The sequence below is a fragment of the Kitasatospora sp. NPDC052868 genome, assembly GCF_044547105.1.
In the GTDB taxonomy this organism is placed as follows: domain Bacteria; phylum Actinomycetota; class Actinomycetes; order Streptomycetales; family Streptomycetaceae; genus Kitasatospora.
The window spans coordinates 262,380-283,049 of sequence record NZ_JBITZW010000005.1 but is presented as its reverse complement, the minus strand read 5'-3'; the positions used below and the strand labels follow the sequence as shown (position 1 = coordinate 283,049).

The following is a 20,670-nucleotide window of genomic DNA, read 5'->3' as shown; positions in this document are numbered from 1 at the left end:
GAAAACGCCCTTCGGGTGCGCCGAAAAGCGTGTTATTCTGGAAAGCCACGGAAGGGGTCCTGTCACATGACGTTCAAGGTTGGCGACACGGTGGTCTACCCCCATCACGGGGCCGCGCTGATCGAGGCCATCGAAATTCGCCAGATCAAAGGTGTGGACAAGACCTACCTGGTGCTCAAGGTGCAGCAGGGAGACCTGACGCTCCGCGTGCCCGCCGAGAACGCGGAGTTCGTCGGCGTGCGCGATGTAGTCGGCCAGGAGGGTCTGGACCGGGTCTTCGAGGTGCTTCGCGCACCGTACACCGAAGAGCCGACCAACTGGTCCCGTCGCTACAAGGCAAACCTCGAGAAGCTCGCCTCGGGTGACGTTATCAAGGTCGCCGAGGTTGTGCGCGATCTTTGGCGTCGCGAGCGCGAGCGCGGTCTGTCGGCCGGCGAGAAGCGCATGCTCGCCAAGGCCCGCCAGATCCTCGTCAGCGAGCTCGCGCTGGCTGAGAACACCAACGAGGACAAGGCGGAGACGCTGCTCGACGAGGTCCTCGCCTCGTAGTGCGGTCGGGCTCGCGCCCTGCCCCGCTCAAGCGCCCGTTACGCTCACAGCGCCCGATGTCCGCGCGCCGCTCACAGGATGAACCGTCCTGGAGTGGTGCAGTGGCACCTCGGGCGCTGAGGCGTGCCCGGAAGGCGGCCGCACCCCGCGCCGGTGAACCGTTCCCCCGTTCACATGTGAAAGACCGTTTCTGCGGGCGGAGGACCGTACTGCTTCGGAAGGGGTCCGCGCCCGTCGTGCACGCCAAGGCCATACCCACTTCGCCGAAGGAGTGAAACCTGAACGCCACAGCAGCAGTCGCAGCAGCAGTGGTGCCCGCCGCCGGACGCGGCGAGCGACTGGGGCCCGGGGCCCCCAAGGCCCTGCGGGAACTGGGCGGGGTGCCGCTCCTGGTACACGCCGTCCGGGCGCTGGCCCGCAGCCGGGCGGTCGGCCTGGTGGTGGTCGCAGCCCCGGCGGACGGCGTCGCCGAGGTGGTCGCCCTGCTGGACAGCCACGGCCTGGACGGCAAGGACATCCGGGTGGTGGCCGGCGGCGCGACCCGGCAGGAGTCGGTGCGCCTCGGGCTGGCCGCGATCCCGGCCGAGGTGGAGATCGTCCTGGTGCACGACGCGGCCCGTCCGCTCGTGCCGGTCGAGGTGGTGGACGCGGTCGCCGCCGCCGTCCGCGCCGGAGCCGAGGCGGTCGTCCCCGCCGTACCGCTGGCCGACACCGTCAAGCGGGTCGAGCCCAACCCGGGCGGGACCGAGCCGGTGCTCGACACGCCCGACCGGGCCACCCTGCGCGCGGTGCAGACCCCGCAGGGCTTCCAGCGCGCCACGCTGGCCGAGGTGCACGCCAAGGCGCTCACCGAGGAGGCCGGGGGCGGTCTGCCGCCGGTCACCGACGACGCCGGCCTGGTCGAGCGCTTCGGCGGCCGGGTGGTCGTGGTGCCCGGCCACGAGGAGGCGTTCAAGGTGACCCGTCCGCTGGACCTCGTGCTCGCCGAGGCCGTACTCGCCCGCCGGAGGGCCTCCGATGGCTTCTGATTCCGCTGGCTCCATGCCGGTCGCCGCGCAGGCCGCCGCGCCGCCGGTCCTGCCCCGGGTGGGCGTCGGCACCGATGTGCACGCCTTCGAGGCCGGCCGCCCGCTCTGGGTGGCCGGACTGGAGTGGCCCGGTGCCGAGTACGGCCTGGCCGGGCACTCGGACGCCGACGTGGCCGCGCACGCGGCCTGCGACGCGCTGTTCTCGGCCGCCGGGATCGGCGACCTGGGCGCGCACTTCGGCACCGACCGGCCCGAGTGGTCCGGCGCCTCCGGGGCGACGCTGCTCGGCGAGGCGGCCCGGCTGGTCCGGGCGGCGGGTTTCGAGATCGGCAACGTCTCGGTCCAGGTGATCGGTGTCCGGCCGAAGATCGGCAAGCGCCGGGACGAGGCGCAGGCCGCACTCTCGGCCGCGGTCGGCGCGCCGGTCTCCGTCTCCGGCACGACCACGGACGGCCTCGGGCTGACCGGCCGGGCCGAGGGCCTGGCGGCGATCGCGACCGCTCTGGTCTACGAGCGCCGCTGACACCGGGCTGCCGTTGACGCCGGGCCTCCGGAGGTCCTGTTGGTCTCCGGGGGCTTCAGGGGATCCAGGGGCCTCGGAGGCTTCGGGGCCTCGGTCCGGGTGGTCGATCGGGAATACCCGGGTGTTGACGGGTGTTCAGGACACCGTGCCGGGTTGGAAGTCGCTACCGTTCGGTGCGGGCCACTCGGCAGGCCCTTTCCCGACGCCGCTTGACGAGACGAGGTCCCCCGATGGCCGCACACCTCTCCGACCGGGCCAAGGCCCTGATCGACGGCAAGAGCTTCGCCGTGGTCTCCACGATCCAGCCCGACGGCAGCCCCCAGTCCTCGGTGGTCTGGGTGAAGCGGGACGGCGACGACATCCTGTTCTCCACCGTCGAGGGCCGCCGCAAGCACCTCAACCTGGTGAAGGACCCGCGGATCTCGCTGGTGATCAACCCGCCGGAGAGCCCCTACACCTATGTGGAGCTGCGCGGCGAGGTGACCTTCACCCGGGAGGGCGGCCGGGAGCTGATCGACGAGCTGGCGCGCAAGTACCGCGGCGACGACTCCTACGGCTTCGACGGCCCGGACGACGTGCGGGTCGTGGTCCGGCTCAGCCCGCGCAAGGCGGTCGGCAACCTCTGATCCCGGGCGGGGCGGCGGAGGCGTCCCGGAGGGGGTGCCTCCGCAAAGTCACGTACGCGAAACGGCGCTGCCGCGGTATTGACATTTCAGAATGTCGCGGGGCACCCCCTGCTGCCCACTACGCTTGACGCTGTGAGCATTCGCCTGTACGACACCAGCACCCGCCAGGTACGCGACTTCGTCCCGCTTGTACCGGGTTGTGTCTCGATCTACCTGTGTGGCGCTACCGTCCAGTCGGCGCCTCATATCGGGCACATCCGGTCCGGGCTCAACTTCGACGTGATGCAGCGGTGGTTCGCCTACCGCGGCTACCAGGTGACCTTCGCCCGGAACGTCACCGACATCGACGACAAGGTCATCGCCAAGGAACGCGAGCTGGGCACGCCCTGGTGGCAGATCGCCTACGCCAACGAGCGGGCCTTCAACGACGGCTACGCGGCGCTCGGCTGCCTTCCGCCGACCGTCGAGCCGCGTGCGACCGGGCACATCCCCGAGATGATCGAGATGATGCAGGCGCTCATCGCCAAGGGGCACGCGTACGCCGCGGACGGCAACGTCTACTTCGACGTGAAGTCCTACCCCGGCTACCTCCAACTCTCCAACCAGAAGCTGGAGAACCTGCGCCAGCCCGAGGGCGAGGGCGAGACCGGCAAGCGGGACCCGCGCGACTTCGCGATGTGGAAGTCCGCCAAGCCGGGCGAGCCGAGCTGGAACACCCCGTGGGGCTGCGGCCGTCCCGGCTGGCACCTGGAGTGCTCGGCGATGGCGCACAAGTACCTGGGCCGGGCCTTCGACATCCACGGCGGCGGGATCGACCTGATCTTCCCGCACCACGAGAACGAGATCGCCCAGTCCAAGGCGTACGGCGACGATTTCGCCAACTTCTGGGTGCACAACGCCTGGGTCACCATGAGCGGCGAGAAGATGAGCAAGTCGCTCGGCAACTCGGTGCTGGTCTCCCAGATGGTGGAGCGCTGGCGTCCGATCGTCCTGCGCTACTACCTCGCCGCCCCGCACTACCGCTCGATGATCGAGTACAGCGAGGAGTCGCTGCGCGAGGCCGAGGCCGGTTTCGGCCGGATCGAGGGCTTCATCCAGCGCGTGGTCGAGCGCTGCGGCGCGGTCGACGCCGCGCCCGAGGTGCCGCCGGCCTTCGCCGAGGCGATGGACGACGACCTGGGCGTACCGCAGGCGCTGGCCATCGTGCACACCGCCGTCCGCCAGGGCAACAGCGCCCTCACCGCGGACGACAAGGAGAACGCGGTGGCGCGTCTGGCCGAGGTCCGTGCGATGCTCGGAGTGCTGGGTCTTGACCCGCTCGACCCGCAGTGGGCCGGGGCGGAGCGCGGTGAGGACCTGCACGGCGTGGTCGATTCGCTGGTTCGCCTGGTCCTGGACCAGCGACAGGCGGCCCGGGTGCGCAAGGACTTCGCCACCGCGGATGCCATCCGCGACCAGCTCGGCCTGGCCGGGCTGGCGATCGAGGACACCCCGTCCGGCCCGCGCTGGACGATCAACAACCAGTAACCCCATCTGACGACTGGGGTGAGGGTGGGCCGTACCGGACCGGTGCGGCCCTCCCGCATGACGTAGCGCATGCCGTCGGCCGCCACCGGGTTCACCGGTGCGGCCGGGCATGCCGGACAGACAGGAAGTACAGCCATGGCCGGCAACAGTGCACGCAGGAACCGCCGCAACCCCGGATCGAAGAAGGGCGCGAGTGTCGGTACCGGCGGCCACAGCCGGAAGGCACTCCAGGGCAAGGGCCCGACCCCGCCCGGCGCGGAGCGCAAGGGACACCCCAAGCAGCGCCAGGCGAACGCCGCGCTGAAGCGTGAGCGGGACGCCAAGGCCCGGGCCGGCATGCGCCGGGCCGGCGGCGGCGGCCGGGGCGGCCGCGGCGGCGCCGGTGCAGCCGAGCTGGTCGTGGGGCGCAACTCGGTGGTCGAGGCGCTGCAGGGCGGCGTGCCGGCCACCGCGCTGTACGTCATGCAGTTCATCGACACCGACGACCGGGTCCGCGACGCCTTCCAGGCGGCCAACGACCGGGGCATCCCGCTGATGGAGGCCCCGCGCCCGCAGCTGGACCAGATGACCGGCGGCCTCAACCACCAGGGCCTGGTGCTCCAGGTCCCGCCGTACGAGTACGCGCACCCGGAGGACCTGCTGGACGGGGCCTCGGAGGCCGGCGAGGACGCGCTGATCATGGCGCTGGACGGCGTCACCGACTCGCGCAACCTCGGCGCCGTGGTCCGTTCGGCCGCCGCCTTCGGTGCGCACGGCGTGGTCATCCCCGAGCGTCGCGCGGCCGGCATGACCGCCGGTGCCTGGAAGACCTCCTCCGGTGCGGCGGCGCGGCTGCCCGTGGCCCGTGCCACCAACCTGACCCGGGCCCTGGAGGCCTACCAGAAGGCCGGTCTGCTGGTGGTCGGCCTGGCCGCCGACGGCGAGGCCGAGATCGGCGACCTGGAGGCGCTGACCGGCCCGATCGTGATCGTGGCCGGCAGCGAGGGCAAGGGCCTGTCCCGGCTGGTCGCGGAGACCTGCGACATCCGGGTCCGGATCCCGATGCCGGGTGCCACCGAGTCGCTGAACGCCGGTGTCGCGGCCGGCATCGTCCTGTACGAGGCCGCGCGGATGCGCAGCAAGGTCGGCTGAGACCGGTACGGACGGGTCGGTCAAGGCCGATCACAGTCGAGGGCCGGCGCGCGGGGGATCTTCTGAATTCCCCGCAATCCGGATGGGAAGCGATCGGGCTCGACCGGGCCCGATCGCTTTTCTCATGATCATTTCAAGGGGGCGCCGGGAATCCACCCGGGAGAGTGTCCTAACCGGGTGTCACCCGGTTAGACGGGTGTGGACACCAGAACACCTCGGCGCCCCCTGCTGGGCGGCGGCAGTACCGGGATAGACGCGGGCCCCGGCCTCAACACCGTCAAGGTGATGTCCGACCCCGCTCGACTCAGCAGCACCCAGGCGAGCTTCCGGCTCCGGCTCGCGGCACCGGTGGCGCCACTGATCGACGCTCCGGCCGGACTGCTGTCCCCCGGCGCCGCGTTCGGCGACCCGTACAACACCCAGGGCCTGATCCGCCGTCCGCTGGTCACCCCGCAGGTGATCGTGCCCGCCTCCACCGTGCCCGCGCTCGGCGGGGCGGGTGCGCAGCGCCGCAAGGGCCGGGTCACCGCCGTCACCTGGACCGGTCAGGCGCCCCCCGGGGACCTGGCGGCCACCCAGCTGCTGGAGGCCGTCCGGCTGACCACCGTGCCGACCCCGGCCGGGGTGGGCGCGCGGGTCGGTGCGGGCGGCGTCCCGGCGGACGGCGACACCCAGCTGATCGCGCCGTACGCGGGTGCGCGGACCGTCCCCCGCCAGCCGCGCGAGGGCACCGGCAGTGCGACCGAGGCCGGCATCGGCCCGGTCGGCGCACCGCAGGGCTGGACCCCGAGCGGTGAGCTGCCCGAGGTCTCCGCCGCGGCGGGCGACGCCAAGCAGCCGTGGTACCCCGGTCGCCGGGTCGACCTCGGCCTGGTGCTGCTGCCGCTGCGGGTGGTGCTCGGCTCGCTGTCCGTCTACGCCGGGTTCAGCAAGCTCTGCGACCCGGTGTACTTCGACGGTGGCGAGCGCGGTTCGATGATGCGCTGGCTCTCCTCGCTGCACCCGTGGAAGGTCGCCGATCCGCTGCTGGCCTTCGCCATGGCGCACCCGGTCGGCTCCGGCCTGGTGGTGTCGTTCACCGAGATCGTGGTCGGCGTGCTGACCATCCTCGGTCTCTGGCAGCGGCTCGCGGCCGGGGCGGCGATGCTGCTCTCCGCCGCGCTGCTGTTCACCGTCAGCTGGCGGTCGGTGCCGGTCTACGACACCCCCGACCTGATCTTCCTGGCGGCGTGGAGCCCGCTGCTGATCGCCGGTGCGCCGTTCGCCTCGCTGGACGGGCGGCTCAACCTGGAGGCCTGGCGGCGGCACGGCTCCGGCGCTCCGGCGGCGCAGCGCCGCCGGGTGCTGCGCCGGGGGGCGGTGGTCACCTCGGTGGTGGTCGGTCTGACCCTGCTGCTCGGCTCGATGCTGGGTGCGGCGGTCCGGACCGGCAGTCGGCCGCACCCCGCGCCGACCAGGCCCGCCACCGACTACGGCACCCCGATCTGGCCGTCCGGCGGCCCGTCCGCCCCGGCCGGGGGCCAGGGCCCGTCCACCACCTCGCCCTCGCCCTCGCCGACGGCCTCGCGTCCGGCCTCGCCCGCGGCCAGTGCTCCGGCCGGGTCGGCGTCCACCGGGTCGGCCTCGCCGAAGGCGGTGACGCCCACCCCGAGCGGCAAGGCCCGCTCGACCAAGCCGGAGGCCGGGGCGAGCCCGGCTCCGGCGGCTCCGACGGCGGCGGCTCCGGCCGGGTCGGCGCCCGCGCAGCGCAGCACTCCGGCGCCGGGCGGCAGTTCGGGGACGGCGCCCAAGCCGAGCCCGAGCAGCGCGTCCGGCTCCGGATCCGGCCTGCTGGGCGGGGTGCTGGGCAGCGGACCGCTGGCCGAGCTGGGCGGCGGCCGGGCCTCGCGGCCGGGGGCGGCGACGTCCACCTGACCGTGGTGACCGCTCGGCGGTCCTGCGGTTCCACCGCCCGGCAGGGCGGACGAGTTGGCCGGGTGCTCCGTGGGGGAGCACCCGGCCAATAGTTTCTGCTGTGCCTGGTTGCCGGGTGGTTGCCGTCTGGCGCGGCTGTCATAGCGCTTGGTTCGCCCGGCCGGTGGTGCCGACCGCGCGGCTACTGCGGGGTGCGGCCGACCCCTGCGGCGAGCTCCTTGGCCGCCTCGGTGAGGTCCTTCGCGGTGTCGATGGCCCGCCAGTAGACGCCCTGCGGCAGCTGGTAGCCCGCCAGGCGCTTGCCGCGGGCCAACTGCGGGAAGGTGGTGCGCTCGTGGTCGCCGACGTCCGGCAGCAGCTCGGCGAACTCCGGGCTGAACACGTAGAGGCCGGCGTTGATCAGGAACGGCGAGGGCGGAGCCTCGATGAAGTCCAGCACATTGCCGAACTGGTCGGTCTCCACGGCCCCCCAGGGGATCCGCGGCCGGGCCAGCGCGAGCGTCGCGACGGCGTCCCGCTCGTGGTGGAAGGCGGCCATGTCGCGCAGGCTGAAGCGGGTCCAGATGTCGCCGTTGGTGGCGTACCAGGGCTCCTCGGGGCGGGGCAGCGCCTTGGCGGCGTACTTCAGCCCGCCGCCGCGCCCGAGCGGCTCGGCCTCCACGACGGTCCGCACGCTCAGCGGCAGGTCGGCCTTGTCGAGCCACTCCTCCAGCACCTCGGCCAGGTGTCCGCAGGAGATGACCACGTCGGTGACGCCCTCGGAGGCGAGCCAGGCCAGCTGGTGCCCGAGGATCGGCACGCCCGTCCCCGGGATCTCGACCAGGGCCTTCGGACGGTCGTCCGTGTAGGGCCGCAGCCGGGTGCCCTGGCCGCCGGCCAGGATCACCGCCTGGGTGACGACGGTCGGTTGGGGCCTCGGGGACTGCGGGGGCGTGCTCTCAGCGGTCATGCCTGAACAATAGGCGGGGCGCCCCCGTGGCGGCTGTCAGCCGGCGGTACCGGAGGCGAAGGAGCCGTCGCAGACCGGCCGGGCGAAGGTCCGGGCCCGCTGGACGTCACCCTGGTACTTGCGCACCGCAGCCTTGCCCAGCTCGGTCGCCAGCGAGGAGCAGTACGGGGTCAGTGCGGGCTGTTCGAGCATCGAGCGCTCCAACAGGTCCAGCGCGCTGCCGGGGTTGTGCGCGCGCAGCTCGTCGAGCAGGGCGACGCGCAGCGACTCCTGCGGGGCGAGCCCGTCCGGGGCCTTGCCCGCACCGGCCCGGCCGATCCCGGCGCCGTCCCCGCTGGACGCCGCCACCACCTGCTGATCGAGCCCGGTGGGCGGGGCCCACGGGACCCTGGTCACGGCGAGGGTGCCGGTGGTCACCAGGACCACGGGCAGGGTGAGGGCGATGGTTTGGCCGATGCGGCGAACAAGCTGCTTCACGCTCAGGAGAGTAGCGCTGGGTGGGCCCCGGATCGCCCTCCGTTACACCATCGAGTGACACCGTGTCCGGGTTCGCCCCTTCAGCGTGTTGACGCGGCGGAGCCCCGCCGGACCCTTGCCGGGTCCGACGGGGCTCCGTGGCGCGCTGCGGGTACTCGCTCAGCTGCTGAGGCGGGCGCCGGTGCTGGTGGAGAACACGTGGGTCTCGTCGGCGATCGGCACGACGTGGACCGTCTCGCCGCGGGCCGGGATCTGGCGGCCGTGCACGCGGACGACCAGGTCCTTGTCCTCGCCGCCGATCTTGGTGGTGCCGTAGACGAAGCCGTCCGAGCCGAGCTCCTCGACCACGTTCACCGTCACGGCGACACCCTCGATGCCGCCCTCGGAGACGACCTGGAAGTGCTCCGGGCGGATGCCGACGGTCACGGTCTTGTCGGTGCCGGCGCCGGCCAGGTCCTCGCGGGAGATGTTGATCACCGAGCCGCCGAACTTCACCCCGCCGTCGACCAGCGGCACCTCGACCAGGTTCATCGCGGGCGAGCCGATGAAGCCGGCCACGAAGAGGTTGGCGGGCCGGTCGTACATGTTGCGGGGGGTGTCGACCTGCTGCAGCACGCCGCCCTTGAGCACCGCGACCCGGTCGCCCATGGTGAGCGCCTCGGTCTGGTCGTGGGTGACGTACACGGTGGTGATGCCGAGGCGGCGCTGCAGCCCGGCGATCTGGGTACGGGTCGAGACGCGGAGCTTGGCGTCCAGGTTCGACAGCGGCTCGTCCATCAGGAAGACCTGCGGCTCGCGGACGATCGCGCGGCCCATCGCGACACGCTGGCGCTGGCCGCCGGAGAGCGCCTTCGGCTTGCGGTCCAGGTAGTCGGTGAGGTCGAGGATCCGGCCGGCCTCCTCGACCTTGGCGCGGATCTCGGTCTTGTTGACGCCCGCGATCTTCAGCGCGAAGCCCATGTTCTCGGCGACGGTCATGTGCGGGTACAGCGCGTAGTTCTGGAACACCATCGCGATGTCGCGGTCCTTCGGCGGAAGGTGCGTCACGTCGCGGTCGCCGATGCGGATCGCACCGCCGTTGACGTCCTCCAGACCGGCCAGCATGCGGAGGCTGGTGGACTTGCCACAGCCGGAGGGGCCGACCAGGACGAGGAACTCGCCGTCCTCGATGTGCAGGTCCAGCCCGTCCACGGAGGGCTTGTCGGCGCCGGGGTAGACACGGGTCGCCTTGTCGTACGTCACAGAAGCCATGGCTGTGCTCTCCTTCACCGGCAGGAACGTGCCGGACGATCCGAGTAAAGGGTGGATTGTCGTTCGCCGGACCCGTCCAGTGGTCTCAACCACCACCCGGCCCGACTCCCGGCGACGCTACCTGCGCTTCCGCCGCTTGTCAGCCCCCGGTCCACCTGATTTCGGCATCGGTTCCATCACGCCTGCCCGCCCGCCGACCCACCGGATATGCCACCACCGCCCCACCCCGGCCCGGTAGACTGCCCCCGGTGCCGCCGTGATCCATCGCGGACGGTCACCATGCCTCCTTAGCTCAGTTGGCCAGAGCACCGCTCTTGTAAAGCGGGGGTCGTCGGTTCGAACCCGACAGGGGGCTCAGCGCGCCACCCCGGATGAGCTGCAGCTTTGGCCTTCTGGGAGCTTGATCACCGGCCTCGGACTCCTGGTCCGAGGCCGTTCGCGTGGGGCCGGACCGCCGAAGCCTGCCGCGTGGCGCCGACCCGTAGGTTCGGCGCCACGCGGCGTCAGGCGTCACGCGCCGCACGCGGGAGCCGGACAGGCAGCGTCACCAACCCGGGCGTTTCGACGCCGCCACCGCACCGACCCGGCCACTGCCCGCACTGACCAGTGGGCCGGTGGCGCGCTTGGCCTCGGAGTCGGCGGGCTACCGGCGGGTCTCTGCCTGCGCGCGGAACTGGCGGGCGTGGTCCGCGGCCTTGGCGAGGTCGTGCCCGGTCGCGCTGTTGCCCTCGGTGACGGTCACGTAGGTGTTTCCGTCCAGCCATGCACAGTTGGTCGCGCTGAACAGGTCGTTGCCGAAGGCGTCCGGCGCGTCGGTCTTGGTGAAGGTCACCTTGCACTTCATGACGCCACCCAGCGGTCCCGGGTCCGCGTCCTTGACCTCGCCGTGGGTCACCTTCATGCCCGGGGTTTCCGCCGAGCCGTCGTTTATGCCGGTCAGCGCCTCCGCGCGGTCCTTCTCGGAGAACGGGACGTCGTTCTCGACCGCGACGACGAACGCGTTGTTCTCCCCGAACTGGCCGCTCTTGTACGAGGTCACGATGACGCGCTTGTGCGGGTCGTCCCGCACCATGGCCTCGGCCTGCTGCCGCATCGCCGCGGCCTCGGGGGCGTTGTCGTCGCGCTTCATCCCGAGGAAGGTGTCGGGCAGGTGGAGGCGACCCATCGTCTGGCTCGCCGTGCCCGGCGCCTGATTCCCCGAACCCGCCCCGGCGGCTGCCCCTGTGTCGCCAGACGCCGGTGCTGCCGCACCTCCGGCCGGAGCCGCCGCAGTACCCGCCGGGGCCGTGCCGGGTTGCGTGCCGTCCTCCGACCTCGTCACGGCGAACGCCGTGCCGGCCAGGACGATCGCGCCGACGACCCCCAGCGCGATCCACGGACCGGTGCGGGAGGGCCGGGCCGGTGCCGGCTGGTTCCATCCGGTCGGCGGCGGCCCGTACGCGGGTGGAGGCGGACCGTAGGCGGGCGGGGACGGGGGTGGAGGCGGACCGTAGGCGGGCGGGGACGGGGGTGGTGGCGGGACGCTCCTGTCCGACGGCTGTGCGGGTATCCCGGACGGCTTCTCGTGCATCTGCGAACTCCTGGAGGTCGAGTGACGATGCGGTGGAGGATCAGTGGACCTGGAAGGAATATGCCCCAGCCGTGGCTGCCCGCGCACAGCCCGGACGATCACTGTTTCCGATCTGTAGCACGCGCCGCCCAGGCGTTCCTGGCGATCGGTCAGTGGTCGTCGTCGCGGTGGCCTGCTCGGGCGCTCCGGTCACCGCCTCGGCGACGGGTGCTTTCGGGGGCGGTGGGGCGGAGTTGGCGGAGGGTCCAGGGGGTGGTGGGGGTGAGGGGGCGGGTGAGGGTGGTGAAGAGTTCGGCGGCGCGACGGTAGGAGAGGCGGGCGCGGCCGGTGTGCGGGCAGCGGTCGGCGGCGGGGGTGGTGGCCGGGGCGCGGCGGTCGGTGAGGAAGAGCGGGCCGGTGGTGCGGCCGGCGAGGAGGAGGGGAAGCAGGCGGGCCGTCCCGGTCTGCCACGTGAGGGGGGTGGCCGGGGGGCGGGTGCGGCGGCCGGGGAGGTCGAGGTTGTCGGCGTCGAGGGCGAGAACGGCCTCGATGGGGGCGCCGCTCTCGTGGAGCAGGTGCCAGAGGGCCTGTTCGCGCAGGGGTGCGCGCAGGGCGAAGAGGGTGTGCAGCTCGTCGGGGCCGAGCGCGGGCGGGCCGGCCGCGGGGAGCGGCTGTGGGCGCAGGGCGGCGGCGGGGTCGGTGTCGATCCAGCCCTGGGCGCGCCACCAGGTGACGGCGGCGCGCAGGGTGGACAGCTCGCGGTTGAGGGTGCGCGGGTCGGTTCCGGCGGAGCGGTGGGCGACGGCCGCGTGGAGGCGGGCGGCGGAGTCCGGGTGGTCGAGCAGCGCGAGCGGGAGGACGGGCGGCTTCGCGCGGCGGCGTTCGGGGCCGGCCGGGGCGGGGCGGTCGGCGAGGGCCCAGGCCCAGGTGTCGAGGGCGATCCGGTAGATGCGGCGGGAGCCGGCGCCGAGCCCGGAGGCGGCCAGGTAGCGATCGACGGCGACCGCGTACTCGACGGGTGGGAGCTGGGGCATCAGACGCTCGCTTTCCGCAGTAAATGTGGCCGGGTGGTGGTGTCGAACGACAGGAGGCTAGCGCAGTAAAGAGCAGGTGGCAGCAGGTTTTTGGGGAGTTTTACTGCGACAGTAAGGGGGGTGGGGAAAATTGATGGCATCAGGCTCAAGTTTTCCACCGGAAAGCCTTGTGCGGCCTCCCGACCGGAAGCAGACTTGCCGCCCATGGCAGTGGATGTGCAGATCCGCCGCACGGGCCGGCTGGCCGTGTTGGGCGAACGTGACTTCAGGTGGTTCTTCATTGGCTACGCGACCTCGCTGATCGGGTCCTCGATGGCGCCGGTGGCACTGGCCTTCGCGGTGCTCGACGACGCGGGCGGTACGGGCCGGGGCGGCGGGACGGAGCTGGGCTGGGTGATGGCGGCCCGGATCCTGCCGATCGTCCTGGTGATGGTGCTCGGCGGGGTGGTCGCCGACCGGTTGGGCAGCCGACGGGTGATGCTGGCCGCGGACGTGCTGCGCTGCGCCGTGCAGGCGGTGTTCGCCGGGGTGCTGCTGGCGGGGCGTCCGTCGATCTGGACGATGGTCGTGCTGGTCGCCGTCTGGGGCCTCGGCGAGGGGATGTTCCTGCCCGCGCTGGGGGCGCTGGTGCCCGGTCTGCTGCGGTGCGAGGAGCGTCTTTCGGACGCCAACACGCTGCTGGGGCTGGCCCGTTCGGTGTCCACGGTGGCCGGTCCGGCGGTGGCGGGGGTGGTGACGGCGGTGCACGGTCCGGCCGCGGTGCTGATGGTCGACGCCGTCACCTACGGGATCGGGGCGTTCGCCCTGGCCCGGCTCCCGGCGTCCGCGCCCGTCGTGGCGGAGCGGTCCGCCTCCTTGTCGGCGGATCTGCGGGAGGGTTGGTCGGAGTTCCGCTCGCGGTCCTGGCTCTGGATCACCACGCTGCACATGGGGCTGTTCAACCTGCTGGTGTGGGCGCCGTTCCTGGTGCTCGGCCCGCTCACCGCGCAGCGCGGGCTGGGCGGCGCGGGCGGCTGGGGGCTGGTGATGGCGGTGTACGGGGCCGGGGCGGTGGCGGGCGGCCTGCTGATGCTGGGGCGCAGGCCGGGGCGGCCGCTCGCGGTGGCGACGGTGGCGACGTTCGGCTGGGCGCTGCCCTCGGCGGCGCTCGCGGTCGGCGCCTCGTTGGCCTGGACGGCCGCGGCGGCACTGCTCGCGGGCGTCGGTTCGGCGGTCTGCGGGACGCTGTACGCGACCACGATGCAGAGCTGGGTGCCGGCCGAAGTCCTGGCCCGGATCAGTGCGTTCGGCGGGCTGGGGGCGTTCGTCCTCGGACCGGTCGGTCTGGCGGCGGCCGGTCCGCTGTCCGACCGGATCGGCACGCCCGCCGTGCTGTTGTCCGGAGCGCTCTGGCAACTGGCCGCCGGTGCGGTGGTGTTGGCGGTACCGGCGGTGAGCGCACGGCGGTGGGACGCCGGCCGGAAGGCCTCGCCCGGGCCGCACCCGGCGCCGGGGCGGTGACGGCCGCCCGGGGGATCTGCGGCTGCCGGGGCGGCCGACCGGACCGCGTCACCCCGACCGACCGCGTCACCCCGACCGACCGCGTCACCGGCTGTACCGGACCGCGTCACCCCCTGTGCGCCGCCGCGCTCCGCGTGCGGTCGGTCCGGATCGGTCACCGGAGACGGGGCGTGCGCCGGCCGTCGCCCCTCCCGGCCCGCCGGGGGAGGCACGGCGACCGCGGCGGTCGTACGGTGGAGGGAGTGCGGGGGCGAACGAAGGAGGTTGGCCATGCCCGGTTCTTCCACCATCAGCCATCACGAGGCGACGGTCGCCCTCGACCACATGGATGCCAAGCGGCTCGCGACCGTACTGGACGAGCTCGCCTACCTGCTGGAGATCCCGGGGCCGAACCGGATCAACGACGCGCAGCTGGCCGCGCTGTGCGAGGGCCGGGCGCCCGACCGGGCGGAGCTCTCCCGCTGGTCGCGGGCGCTCGCCGGGGAGCTGAAGGGACGGCTCTGACGGACTCCACGAGGCCCCTCCCGCCGTCGGCCCCACCGGACGGGCCGCCGGGCGGGCAGGTGCCGCCGTACGATGGCGCGCGGGGCGGGTGGTCCTCGCGCGCCCCGCGGGTGCCGCCGTGGGCGGCGGCGGCCGGTCCGGTGGAGGGTGGGGGCCCGAGCGTGCCGCAGTCCCGGTCGTTGTCCTGGTTGACCGTGCCGACCCCGCTGCCCAGCGGGCCGATGCATGTCGCGGTGACGCCGCTGGGTGTGGCGTCGGCGGGGTACCTGGAGCACCTCGACGAGCTCCCGCGCTGCACGGACGAGTCGAAGATCGCCGCGGTGACCGGGCGGATGGCCGACTATCTCGCGGGCCGCAGCCGCGAGTTGGGGCTGCCGATCGACTGGAGCATGAGCAGTGGGCCGCATCGGGCGGTCCTGCAGACGCTGTGGCGCGACGTGCCGTACGGGCGGACCATCACCTACGGTGAACTGGCCTCCCGTAGCGGGGTGTTCGAGGATGTCGCGGAGCCCGGGCTGGCGGCCCGGACGGTCGGGCAGATGATGGCCGCCAACCCCGTCGCACTACTGGTGCCGTGCCACCGGGTGGTGGCGGCGGACGGGATCGGCGGCTTCGGCGGCGGCCGGGTGGGGATCGAGGTGAAGCGCTGGCTGCTCACCCTGGAGGGCGTGCTGGAGCCGACGTTGGACTGGAGCGGCCCGCTCTAGGGGCCGGTGCGTCCGCGGGTCGAACCGGCCTGGTCAGTAGGCCAGTTCGGCCGTGACGAGATCGAACGGCGTCTGGCGTGGCAGGACGGGCTGGATGCCGGAGACCAGGGTGTACTCGACGCCCGCCAAGTCCCCGGCCGGGCCGGTGTCGGGCCGCTCCCCGAGTGCCAACTGCACGGCGTTCCACGGGAGGTTGAGGCCGCACAGGCTCAACTGGTGCAGGCCGCCGGAGGGTCGGGTGTTGACGTCGATGACCACGGGCTCCCCGGCCAGGTGGCGGAACTGCACGTTGGAGAGGAACGCCATGCCGGTGGCCTCGACCAGCCGCCGGGCGGGCTCCAGGTAGCGCGGCTCGGTGGTGAAGCTGCGGCGGCGCCGGTGCTTGTTGCGGCCGACGGCGGCGAGCAGGGTGCCGTCCCGGTCGGCCAGGCAGTCCACCGAGACCTCGGGACCGTCCAGGTAGGGCATCACCATCAGGTCTGCCGGGTCCTCGGAGGCCCGCAGCGCGGCGGCGACCTGGTCGACCTGGACGCGACTGTCCCAGCCGGCCAGTCGGTGCAGTCCGAACGGCTCGCGGGTGAGCACCCGGAAGCCCTCACCTCCGGCGCCGGAGGAGGGCTTGAGGCAGGCGGTGAGCCCGGCGGCCTCGATCCGCTCGACGGCGGCGAGCAGCTCGTCGGCGGTCCGGACCTGCCACCAGGGCGGGGTGGGCAACCCGGCGTCGGCGATGGCGGCGTAGCCGTCCGCCTTGCTGTCGAAGGCCGCGATCGCGGTGGCGGGCGGGCAGGCGAGGGCGGTGCCGATCGCCTCGAACTCCTGGTGGTGCAGGGATATCGCGAGCTGGTTGAGCCGGGGCACGAAGACGTCGATGGCGTGGCGGGCGCAGTAGTCGAGGGCGAAGGCGACATAGGCGTCCGGCGTGAGGTCGCCGGGTTCCAGGGCGCCGTGGTCGGCGGCGGCGAGGACGGGCGAGTCGAGGTCGACGTGGGTGGCGTGGACCTCGACCGGGCGCGGGGCGGCGTGGAGAAGCTCGATGAAGAAGACGTTCTCCGCGTAGGTGCGGTTGAGCCAGACACGTACGGGGGCGCTCATGACGGCCTCCCAGGGCAGGGGTGAACGAGGGGGGAGGGCATCCGGTCCGGCCACACTCGTCAACTGGCCCCGTGGCCCTTTGAGGTGGCACCTTAGCGGTCCGTTTCCCCGGAGTGAACGGCGGGTGGTCGGCTGCGTGAACCGCGCCGGGGACCGGTCGGGCGGCGTCCCGGGGGACACCCGTCGACAGTCCGGAGAGCCGCCCGTCGGGTGTCGTCGACCGGCCGTCGGGGCGGTGCCGGACCGGTGCCGAGCGGGCCTTGGCAGACCGGAATGCCCGGTTCCGATCCGTTCGAATATCGGCCGAACGCATATCGATCAGGTGATCTACTCGTCCTATTTGTTCGGTTATTCCGACCACTCGAAAGAGTGATTGCGGTCACCCCCTGAATGGGCGCACCATGATTGTTGCAAGGCGACACCTCATCGGGTATGCGAAAGGCTCCCTATGTCGACCGAAACCAACGTCGGTATTCCTGCGCCGGGCGGGCTGCCACAGTCCGGCCAGCAGCAGAGTCTCGGCACTGCGGGCGCGCGGAATCTCGCGACGACCACCAAGTCCGCGCCGCAGATGCAGGGGATCAGCCCGCGCTGGCTGCTCAGGATGCTGCCCTGGGTCGAGGTGTCCGGCGGTACGTACCGGGTGAACCGTCGCCTGCGCTACTCGGTCGGCCGCGGCCGGGTGAGCTGTGTCAAGACGGGCCCCGAGGTGCGGATCGTGCCGCCCACGCTGCGCGAGGTGCCGGTACTACGCGGTTTCGAGGACGACGCGGTCCTGGAGCAGCTCGCGGGCCGGTTCGTCCAGCGGGACTTCGCCGTGGGTGACGTACTGGTCGACTCGGGGGCGCCGATCGACGAGGTCTTCATCGTCGCGCACGGCAAGATCGACCGGATCGGCACCGGCAGGTACGGCGAGGAGACGGTGGTCGGCTCCCTCGCCGACGGCGACCACCTGGGCGACGAGGCCCTCCAGCAGGAGGACGGCACCTGGCCCTACACCGTGAAGGCCGCCACCGCGGGCACCGTGATGGTCCTGGAGCGGTCGGCCTTCCAGGAGCTGGCGGACCGCTCCGAGGCGCTGCAGCTGCAGATCATGGAGTACCTGGCCGGGTTCCAGCAGCCGCAGAACAAGCACGGCGAGGCGGCGATCGGGCTGTCGGCCGGCCACCACGGCGAGTACGAGCTGCCCGGCGCCTTCGTGGACTACGAGCTCAAGCCGCGCGAGTACGAGTTGAGCGTCGCGCAGACGGTGCTCAAGGTGCACAGCCGGGTCGCCGACCTCTACAACCAGCCGATGAACCAGACCGAGCACCAGCTCCGGCTGACCATCGAGGCGCTGCGCGAGCGCCAGGAGTTCGAGCTGATCAACAACCCGGAGTTCGGCCTGCTCGGCAACGCCGCGTACGACCAGCGGATCCAGACCCACTCCGGCCCGCCCACCCCGGACGACATGGACGAGCTGCTCAGCCGGCGCCGCAGCACCAAGATGTTCCTCGCCCACCCGAAGGCCATCGCCGCCTTCGGCCGGGAGTGCAACAGCCGGGGCCTCTACCCGGGCACCGTCGAGGTCCAGGGCAGGCACGTCTCGGCCTGGCGCGGGGTGCCGATCTTCCCGTGCAACAAGATCCCGATCGTCGGCGGGCACACCAGCTCGATCCTCGCGCTGCGGGTCGGTGAGGACAATCAGGGCGTCATCGGTCTGCACCAGACCGGAATTCCCGATGAATACCAGCCGGGCCTCTCGGTTCGTTTCATGGGGATCAGCGAGAAGGCCATCATTTCCTACCTCGTCAGCGCCTACTATTCCGCGGCCATTCTGGTGCCCGATGCCGTCGGCGTCCTCGAAAGCGTCGACATCGCACATCGCACTTCCTGACCGATTCGGTCGGAAGGGCGCCGCCAGGCCGGAAGTCCCATGTCCGGCCGGGCGGCACCACCGAACACAAGGGGGAGGACCATGGGAATCTTCACGCTTGAGCGGGACCATCGGGAGGGGCACGAGGCGGAGGACGTGCTTGCCCGGGCGCGCAGTCTGGTCGACCCGGTACTGCGGGCCGCCGTGGATTCGCTGCCCGGTGCGATGCGCAAGGTCGCCGGCTACCACCTCGGCTGGTGGGAGGCCGACGGGACACCATCCGGCGCGCCGTCCGGCAAGGCGATCAGGCCGGCCCTGGTCCTGGCCGCGACCCAGGCGCTCGGGGGCGTGCCGGCCTCGGCCACCGCGGCGGCGGCCGCCGCCGAGCTGGTCCACAACTTCACCCTGCTCCACGACGACGTCATCGACCGCGACGAGACCCGCCGCCACCGGCCGACCGCCTGGCGGGTGTTCGGCACCACCGAGGCCATCCTGGCGGGGGATGCCATGCACTCGCTGGCGCTGCGCATCCTCGCCGAGGACGCCCACCCGGCCGCCAGGCCCGCGGTGCGCCGGCTCGCCGACTGCGTGGTCGAGCTGTGCGAGGGCCAGCAGATCGACTGCGCCTTCGAGCAGCGCAGTGACGTTTCGCTGACCGAGTGCCTGGCGATGGCGGAGGCCAAGACGGGCGCCCTGCTCGGGGCCGCCTGCGCGATGGGCGCCCAGTACGCGGGTGCGGGGGAGGAGACCGTGCAGGCGATGGACGGCTTCGGCCGTGAGATCGGTCTGGCCTTCCAACTGATCGACGACCTGATCGGGATCTGGGGTGATCCCGCCGTCACCGGCAAGCCGGTCGGAGCGGACTTGGTCGCGCGCAAGAAGTCCCTGCCCGTGGTGGCGGCGCTGAGTTCCGGTACGGCGGAGGGCGCCGGGCTGGCGGAGCTGTACGCACTCGACCGGCAGCTGACCCCGGAGGAGCTGGCGCGGTGCGCGGCCGCTGTCGAGGGTGCCGGCGGTCGGGGCTGGGCCCAGGGTGAGTCCTGCGAGCGGATGGCCGCCGCGATGGCGCAGCTGGCCACCGCGGTTCCCGAGCCGTCCGCGGCCGATGAACTCCTCGCCCTGGCCGAGCTGGTCACCCGCCGGACGCACTGAGCCCGGGGGCGGGGCGTCGCACCTGCCGCCCCGCCCCCGCCCCTACCCCGGTCCCGCTGCCTCGGTCTCACTGCCCCGGTCCCGCTGCCCCGACCGACGGGCTTGGCCCGACTGCCCGGCCCGACTACCCCAGCGCTTCGAGTAGACGCTGCTCCTTCGCCGGGACGATGCCCTGTCGATGTGCGGCGCCCTTGCGGCCCTTGAGGCCGTCGGCGTCGGTGTCCTCGGCCGGCCCGCGCTGCTGAAGCCAGGCCCAGGTGTCGCGCGCGGTCTCGGCGAACGGTCGGCAGCGCAGCCCGGCCGCCTGGGCCCGGGTGGTGTCGGCGAGCCAGACCCCCGCCATTTCCGGTACGTCGGGTGCCCAGAGCGGGAGTTCCGTCCACGGCTGCACACTGTCCGGGCCTTCGGCGAGCAGCGGGCCGTCCTCGACCCAGACGAGCTCGACGGGCGGGCCGGCGGGGTGGCCGCCTGCAGCGTCCGCTCCCTCCCCGACCACATCCCCGACGACCTCGGCGCAGGTCCGCAGGAACTCCCCGAAGGTGGTTCGCCCGGCCGGGGCGGTGGTGATGTAGCGCCCGGTGTCGCCCGCCGTCAGCAGGTCGAGGCCGAGCACGGCGAAGTCCCGGACGTCGATGACCTGCATCGTCCGGTTCTGGTCCCCCGGCGCCAGGACCTTTCCGCCGCGGGCCATCCGCTCCAGCCACCAGGGCAGGCGGCCCCCGTTCTCGTACGGGCCGATCAGCAGTCCGCTGTTGAGGATCAGCGTGCGCTCCGCGCCGAAGTGCTCCTGCACCGCGCGTTCGCACCCCGCCTTGAGCGCATTGCCGGCCGGCTGGTCGGGCGGGGTGTCGGCGGGGCAGGGGTGCAGCGGGGAGGTCTCGTCGACCACCTGGGCGGGCCAGTCGGCGAAGGCGTGCACCGAGGAGACGAAGGTGTAGTGGTCGGCGTGGTCGCGCAGCAGCCGGGCGGAGAGTGCGGCCTGGGCGGGCTGCTGGGCGGAGGTGTCGACGACGGCGTCCCAGTGCCGCCCCTCGATCAGCGCGGCCAGGTCCTCGGCGCGGTCGCGTTCGCCGCGGACGGCCCGTACCCCGGTCAGGTCGGTACCGGAGAGGCCGCGGTTGAAGGTGGTGACCTCGTTGCCGCGGGCGAGGGCTTCGGAAGCGAAGGCCCGTCCCAGAAAGGACGAACCCCCGAGCAGGAGGATCTTCATACCGGCAGCTTCTCCCGGCCGGGTCGTTCGCGGGCCCTCGTTCGCGGTGGGCGGACGCGGCCAAGCAGGCAGCCGCTGAACCCGCACGCCGC

The 20,670-nt window shown here is 72.7% G+C and carries 19 protein-coding genes and 1 tRNA gene; 13 read left to right on the top strand and 7 right to left on the bottom strand.

Annotation, left to right across the window (positions count from 1 at the left end):
• The first annotated feature begins 66 nt into the window (after positions 1-66).
• The 7 genes from ACIGZJ_RS11940 (at position 67) to ACIGZJ_RS11910 (ending at position 7,298) form a co-directional block, all read left to right on the top strand.
• Positions 67-549 carry a CarD family transcriptional regulator gene (locus ACIGZJ_RS11940; RefSeq protein ID WP_030244332.1) on the top strand — a complete coding sequence of 161 codons (483 nt, stop codon included), beginning with the start codon at positions 67-69 and terminating at the stop codon, positions 547-549.
• A 278-nt stretch (positions 550-827) separates the two neighbouring features.
• On the top strand, positions 828-1,577 hold the full coding sequence (gene ispD, locus ACIGZJ_RS11935) for a 2-C-methyl-D-erythritol 4-phosphate cytidylyltransferase (protein WP_392937629.1): 750 nt from the start codon (positions 828-830) through the stop codon (positions 1,575-1,577).
• A 13-nt stretch (positions 1,578-1,590) separates the two neighbouring features.
• Positions 1,591-2,100 (top strand): 2-C-methyl-D-erythritol 2,4-cyclodiphosphate synthase, encoded by a 510-nt coding sequence (gene ispF / locus ACIGZJ_RS11930; RefSeq protein WP_396457045.1) that lies wholly within the window; start codon positions 1,591-1,593, stop codon positions 2,098-2,100.
• A 230-nt stretch (positions 2,101-2,330) separates the two neighbouring features.
• Positions 2,331-2,726 carry a PPOX class F420-dependent oxidoreductase gene (locus tag ACIGZJ_RS11925; RefSeq protein WP_392937209.1) on the top strand — a complete coding sequence of 132 codons (396 nt, stop codon included), beginning with the start codon at positions 2,331-2,333 and terminating at the stop codon, positions 2,724-2,726.
• Between the two features lie 132 nt (positions 2,727-2,858).
• Positions 2,859-4,253, top strand: coding sequence for a cysteine--tRNA ligase (cysS, locus tag ACIGZJ_RS11920; RefSeq protein WP_392937211.1), 1,395 nt, complete (start codon positions 2,859-2,861; stop codon positions 4,251-4,253).
• A 135-nt stretch (positions 4,254-4,388) separates the two neighbouring features.
• Positions 4,389-5,384: a 23S rRNA (guanosine(2251)-2'-O)-methyltransferase RlmB gene (rlmB, locus tag ACIGZJ_RS11915; RefSeq protein WP_396457044.1), complete on the top strand. Its 996-nt coding sequence runs from the start codon at positions 4,389-4,391 to the stop codon at positions 5,382-5,384.
• 285 nt (positions 5,385-5,669) lie between these two features.
• The gene (locus tag ACIGZJ_RS11910; protein ID WP_396457043.1) at positions 5,670-7,298 is read left to right on the top strand and encodes a DoxX family membrane protein; all 1,629 of its coding nucleotides are present in this window, start codon (positions 5,670-5,672) and stop codon (positions 7,296-7,298) included.
• Between the two features lie 181 nt (positions 7,299-7,479).
• Here the strand turns inward: ACIGZJ_RS11910 and ACIGZJ_RS11905 are convergent, their stop codons facing one another.
• From ACIGZJ_RS11905 to ACIGZJ_RS11895, 3 genes are all read right to left on the bottom strand, one after another.
• A complete protein-coding gene (locus ACIGZJ_RS11905; protein WP_396457042.1) occupies positions 7,480-8,247 on the bottom strand; it encodes an NDP-sugar synthase in 768 nt (255 codons plus the stop codon).
• A gap of 36 nt (positions 8,248-8,283) precedes the next feature.
• Positions 8,284-8,724, bottom strand: coding sequence for a hypothetical protein (locus tag ACIGZJ_RS11900; RefSeq protein WP_392937220.1), 441 nt, complete (start codon positions 8,722-8,724; stop codon positions 8,284-8,286).
• A gap of 159 nt (positions 8,725-8,883) precedes the next feature.
• Entirely contained in the window at positions 8,884-9,975 is a 1,092-nt protein-coding gene (locus tag ACIGZJ_RS11895) for an ABC transporter ATP-binding protein (protein ID WP_392937222.1), read from the bottom strand.
• Between the two features lie 281 nt (positions 9,976-10,256).
• Here ACIGZJ_RS11895 and ACIGZJ_RS11890 point away from each other — a divergent pair.
• A tRNA-Thr gene (locus ACIGZJ_RS11890) sits at positions 10,257-10,330 on the top strand.
• 288 nt (positions 10,331-10,618) lie between these two features.
• Here the strand turns inward: ACIGZJ_RS11890 and ACIGZJ_RS11885 are convergent.
• Complete coding sequence (locus ACIGZJ_RS11885) at positions 10,619-11,140, bottom strand: hypothetical protein (protein ID WP_396457041.1); 522 nt, start codon at positions 11,138-11,140, stop codon at positions 10,619-10,621.
• 554 nt (positions 11,141-11,694) lie between these two features.
• Entirely contained in the window at positions 11,695-12,558 is an 864-nt protein-coding gene (locus tag ACIGZJ_RS11880) for a hypothetical protein (RefSeq protein WP_396457040.1), read from the bottom strand.
• Between the two features lie 204 nt (positions 12,559-12,762).
• On the opposite strand from ACIGZJ_RS11880, the gene ACIGZJ_RS11875 reads away from it, so the two are divergent.
• From ACIGZJ_RS11875 to ACIGZJ_RS11865, 3 genes are all read left to right on the top strand, one after another.
• Entirely contained in the window at positions 12,763-14,058 is a 1,296-nt protein-coding gene (locus ACIGZJ_RS11875) for an MFS transporter (protein WP_396457039.1), read from the top strand.
• Between the two features lie 270 nt (positions 14,059-14,328).
• Positions 14,329-14,562, top strand: coding sequence for a hypothetical protein (locus ACIGZJ_RS11870; protein WP_396457038.1), 234 nt, complete (start codon positions 14,329-14,331; stop codon positions 14,560-14,562).
• A gap of 161 nt (positions 14,563-14,723) precedes the next feature.
• Entirely contained in the window at positions 14,724-15,269 is a 546-nt protein-coding gene (locus ACIGZJ_RS11865) for a methylated-DNA--[protein]-cysteine S-methyltransferase (protein WP_396457037.1), read from the top strand.
• Positions 15,270-15,302: 33 nt separating this feature from the next.
• Here ACIGZJ_RS11865 and ACIGZJ_RS11860 read toward each other — a convergent pair whose 3' ends face one another.
• On the bottom strand, positions 15,303-16,361 hold the full coding sequence (locus ACIGZJ_RS11860; protein ID WP_396457036.1) for an ATP-grasp domain-containing protein: 1,059 nt from the start codon (positions 16,359-16,361) through the stop codon (positions 15,303-15,305).
• A 448-nt stretch (positions 16,362-16,809) separates the two neighbouring features.
• On the opposite strand from ACIGZJ_RS11860, the gene ACIGZJ_RS11855 reads away from it, so the two are divergent.
• Entirely contained in the window at positions 16,810-18,237 is a 1,428-nt protein-coding gene (locus tag ACIGZJ_RS11855) for a family 2B encapsulin nanocompartment shell protein (protein WP_396457035.1), read from the top strand.
• A gap of 81 nt (positions 18,238-18,318) precedes the next feature.
• Positions 18,319-19,368, top strand: coding sequence for a family 2 encapsulin nanocompartment cargo protein polyprenyl transferase (locus ACIGZJ_RS11850; RefSeq protein ID WP_396457034.1), 1,050 nt, complete (start codon positions 18,319-18,321; stop codon positions 19,366-19,368).
• Positions 19,369-19,492: 124 nt separating this feature from the next.
• On the opposite strand, the gene ACIGZJ_RS11845 is transcribed toward ACIGZJ_RS11850, so the two are convergent.
• Positions 19,493-20,578, bottom strand: a complete 1,086-nt coding sequence (locus ACIGZJ_RS11845) for an NAD-dependent epimerase/dehydratase family protein (RefSeq protein WP_396457033.1) — start codon at positions 20,576-20,578, stop codon at positions 19,493-19,495.
• Positions 20,579-20,670: the final 92 nt, after the last annotated feature.

Bases quoted from the DNA above. Each gene is read 5' to 3' on its own strand.
- ACIGZJ_RS11940 (WP_030244332.1), top strand. From the start codon at position 67: ATGACGTTCAAGGTTGGCGACACGGTGGTCTACCCCCATCACGGGGCC.
- ispF (WP_396457045.1), top strand. From the start codon at position 1,591: ATGCCGGTCGCCGCGCAGGCCGCCGCGCCGCCGGTCCTGCCCCGGGTG.
- ACIGZJ_RS11925 (WP_392937209.1), top strand. From the start codon at position 2,331: ATGGCCGCACACCTCTCCGACCGGGCCAAGGCCCTGATCGACGGCAAG.
- rlmB (WP_396457044.1), top strand. From the start codon at position 4,389: ATGGCCGGCAACAGTGCACGCAGGAACCGCCGCAACCCCGGATCGAAG.
- ACIGZJ_RS11910 (WP_396457043.1), top strand. From the start codon at position 5,670: ATGTCCGACCCCGCTCGACTCAGCAGCACCCAGGCGAGCTTCCGGCTC.
- ACIGZJ_RS11905 (WP_396457042.1), bottom strand. From the start codon at position 8,247: ATGACCGCTGAGAGCACGCCCCCGCAGTCCCCGAGGCCCCAACCGACC.
- ACIGZJ_RS11895 (WP_392937222.1), bottom strand. From the start codon at position 9,975: ATGGCTTCTGTGACGTACGACAAGGCGACCCGTGTCTACCCCGGCGCC.
- ACIGZJ_RS11885 (WP_396457041.1), bottom strand. From the start codon at position 11,140: ATGGGTCGCCTCCACCTGCCCGACACCTTCCTCGGGATGAAGCGCGAC.
- ACIGZJ_RS11880 (WP_396457040.1), bottom strand. From the start codon at position 12,558: ATGCCCCAGCTCCCACCCGTCGAGTACGCGGTCGCCGTCGATCGCTAC.
- ACIGZJ_RS11875 (WP_396457039.1), top strand. From the start codon at position 12,763: ATGGCAGTGGATGTGCAGATCCGCCGCACGGGCCGGCTGGCCGTGTTG.
- ACIGZJ_RS11870 (WP_396457038.1), top strand. From the start codon at position 14,329: ATGCCCGGTTCTTCCACCATCAGCCATCACGAGGCGACGGTCGCCCTC.
- ACIGZJ_RS11860 (WP_396457036.1), bottom strand. From the start codon at position 16,361: ATGAGCGCCCCCGTACGTGTCTGGCTCAACCGCACCTACGCGGAGAAC.
- ACIGZJ_RS11855 (WP_396457035.1), top strand. From the start codon at position 16,810: ATGTCGACCGAAACCAACGTCGGTATTCCTGCGCCGGGCGGGCTGCCA.
- ACIGZJ_RS11850 (WP_396457034.1), top strand. From the start codon at position 18,319: ATGGGAATCTTCACGCTTGAGCGGGACCATCGGGAGGGGCACGAGGCG.
- ACIGZJ_RS11845 (WP_396457033.1), bottom strand. From the start codon at position 20,578: ATGAAGATCCTCCTGCTCGGGGGTTCGTCCTTTCTGGGACGGGCCTTC.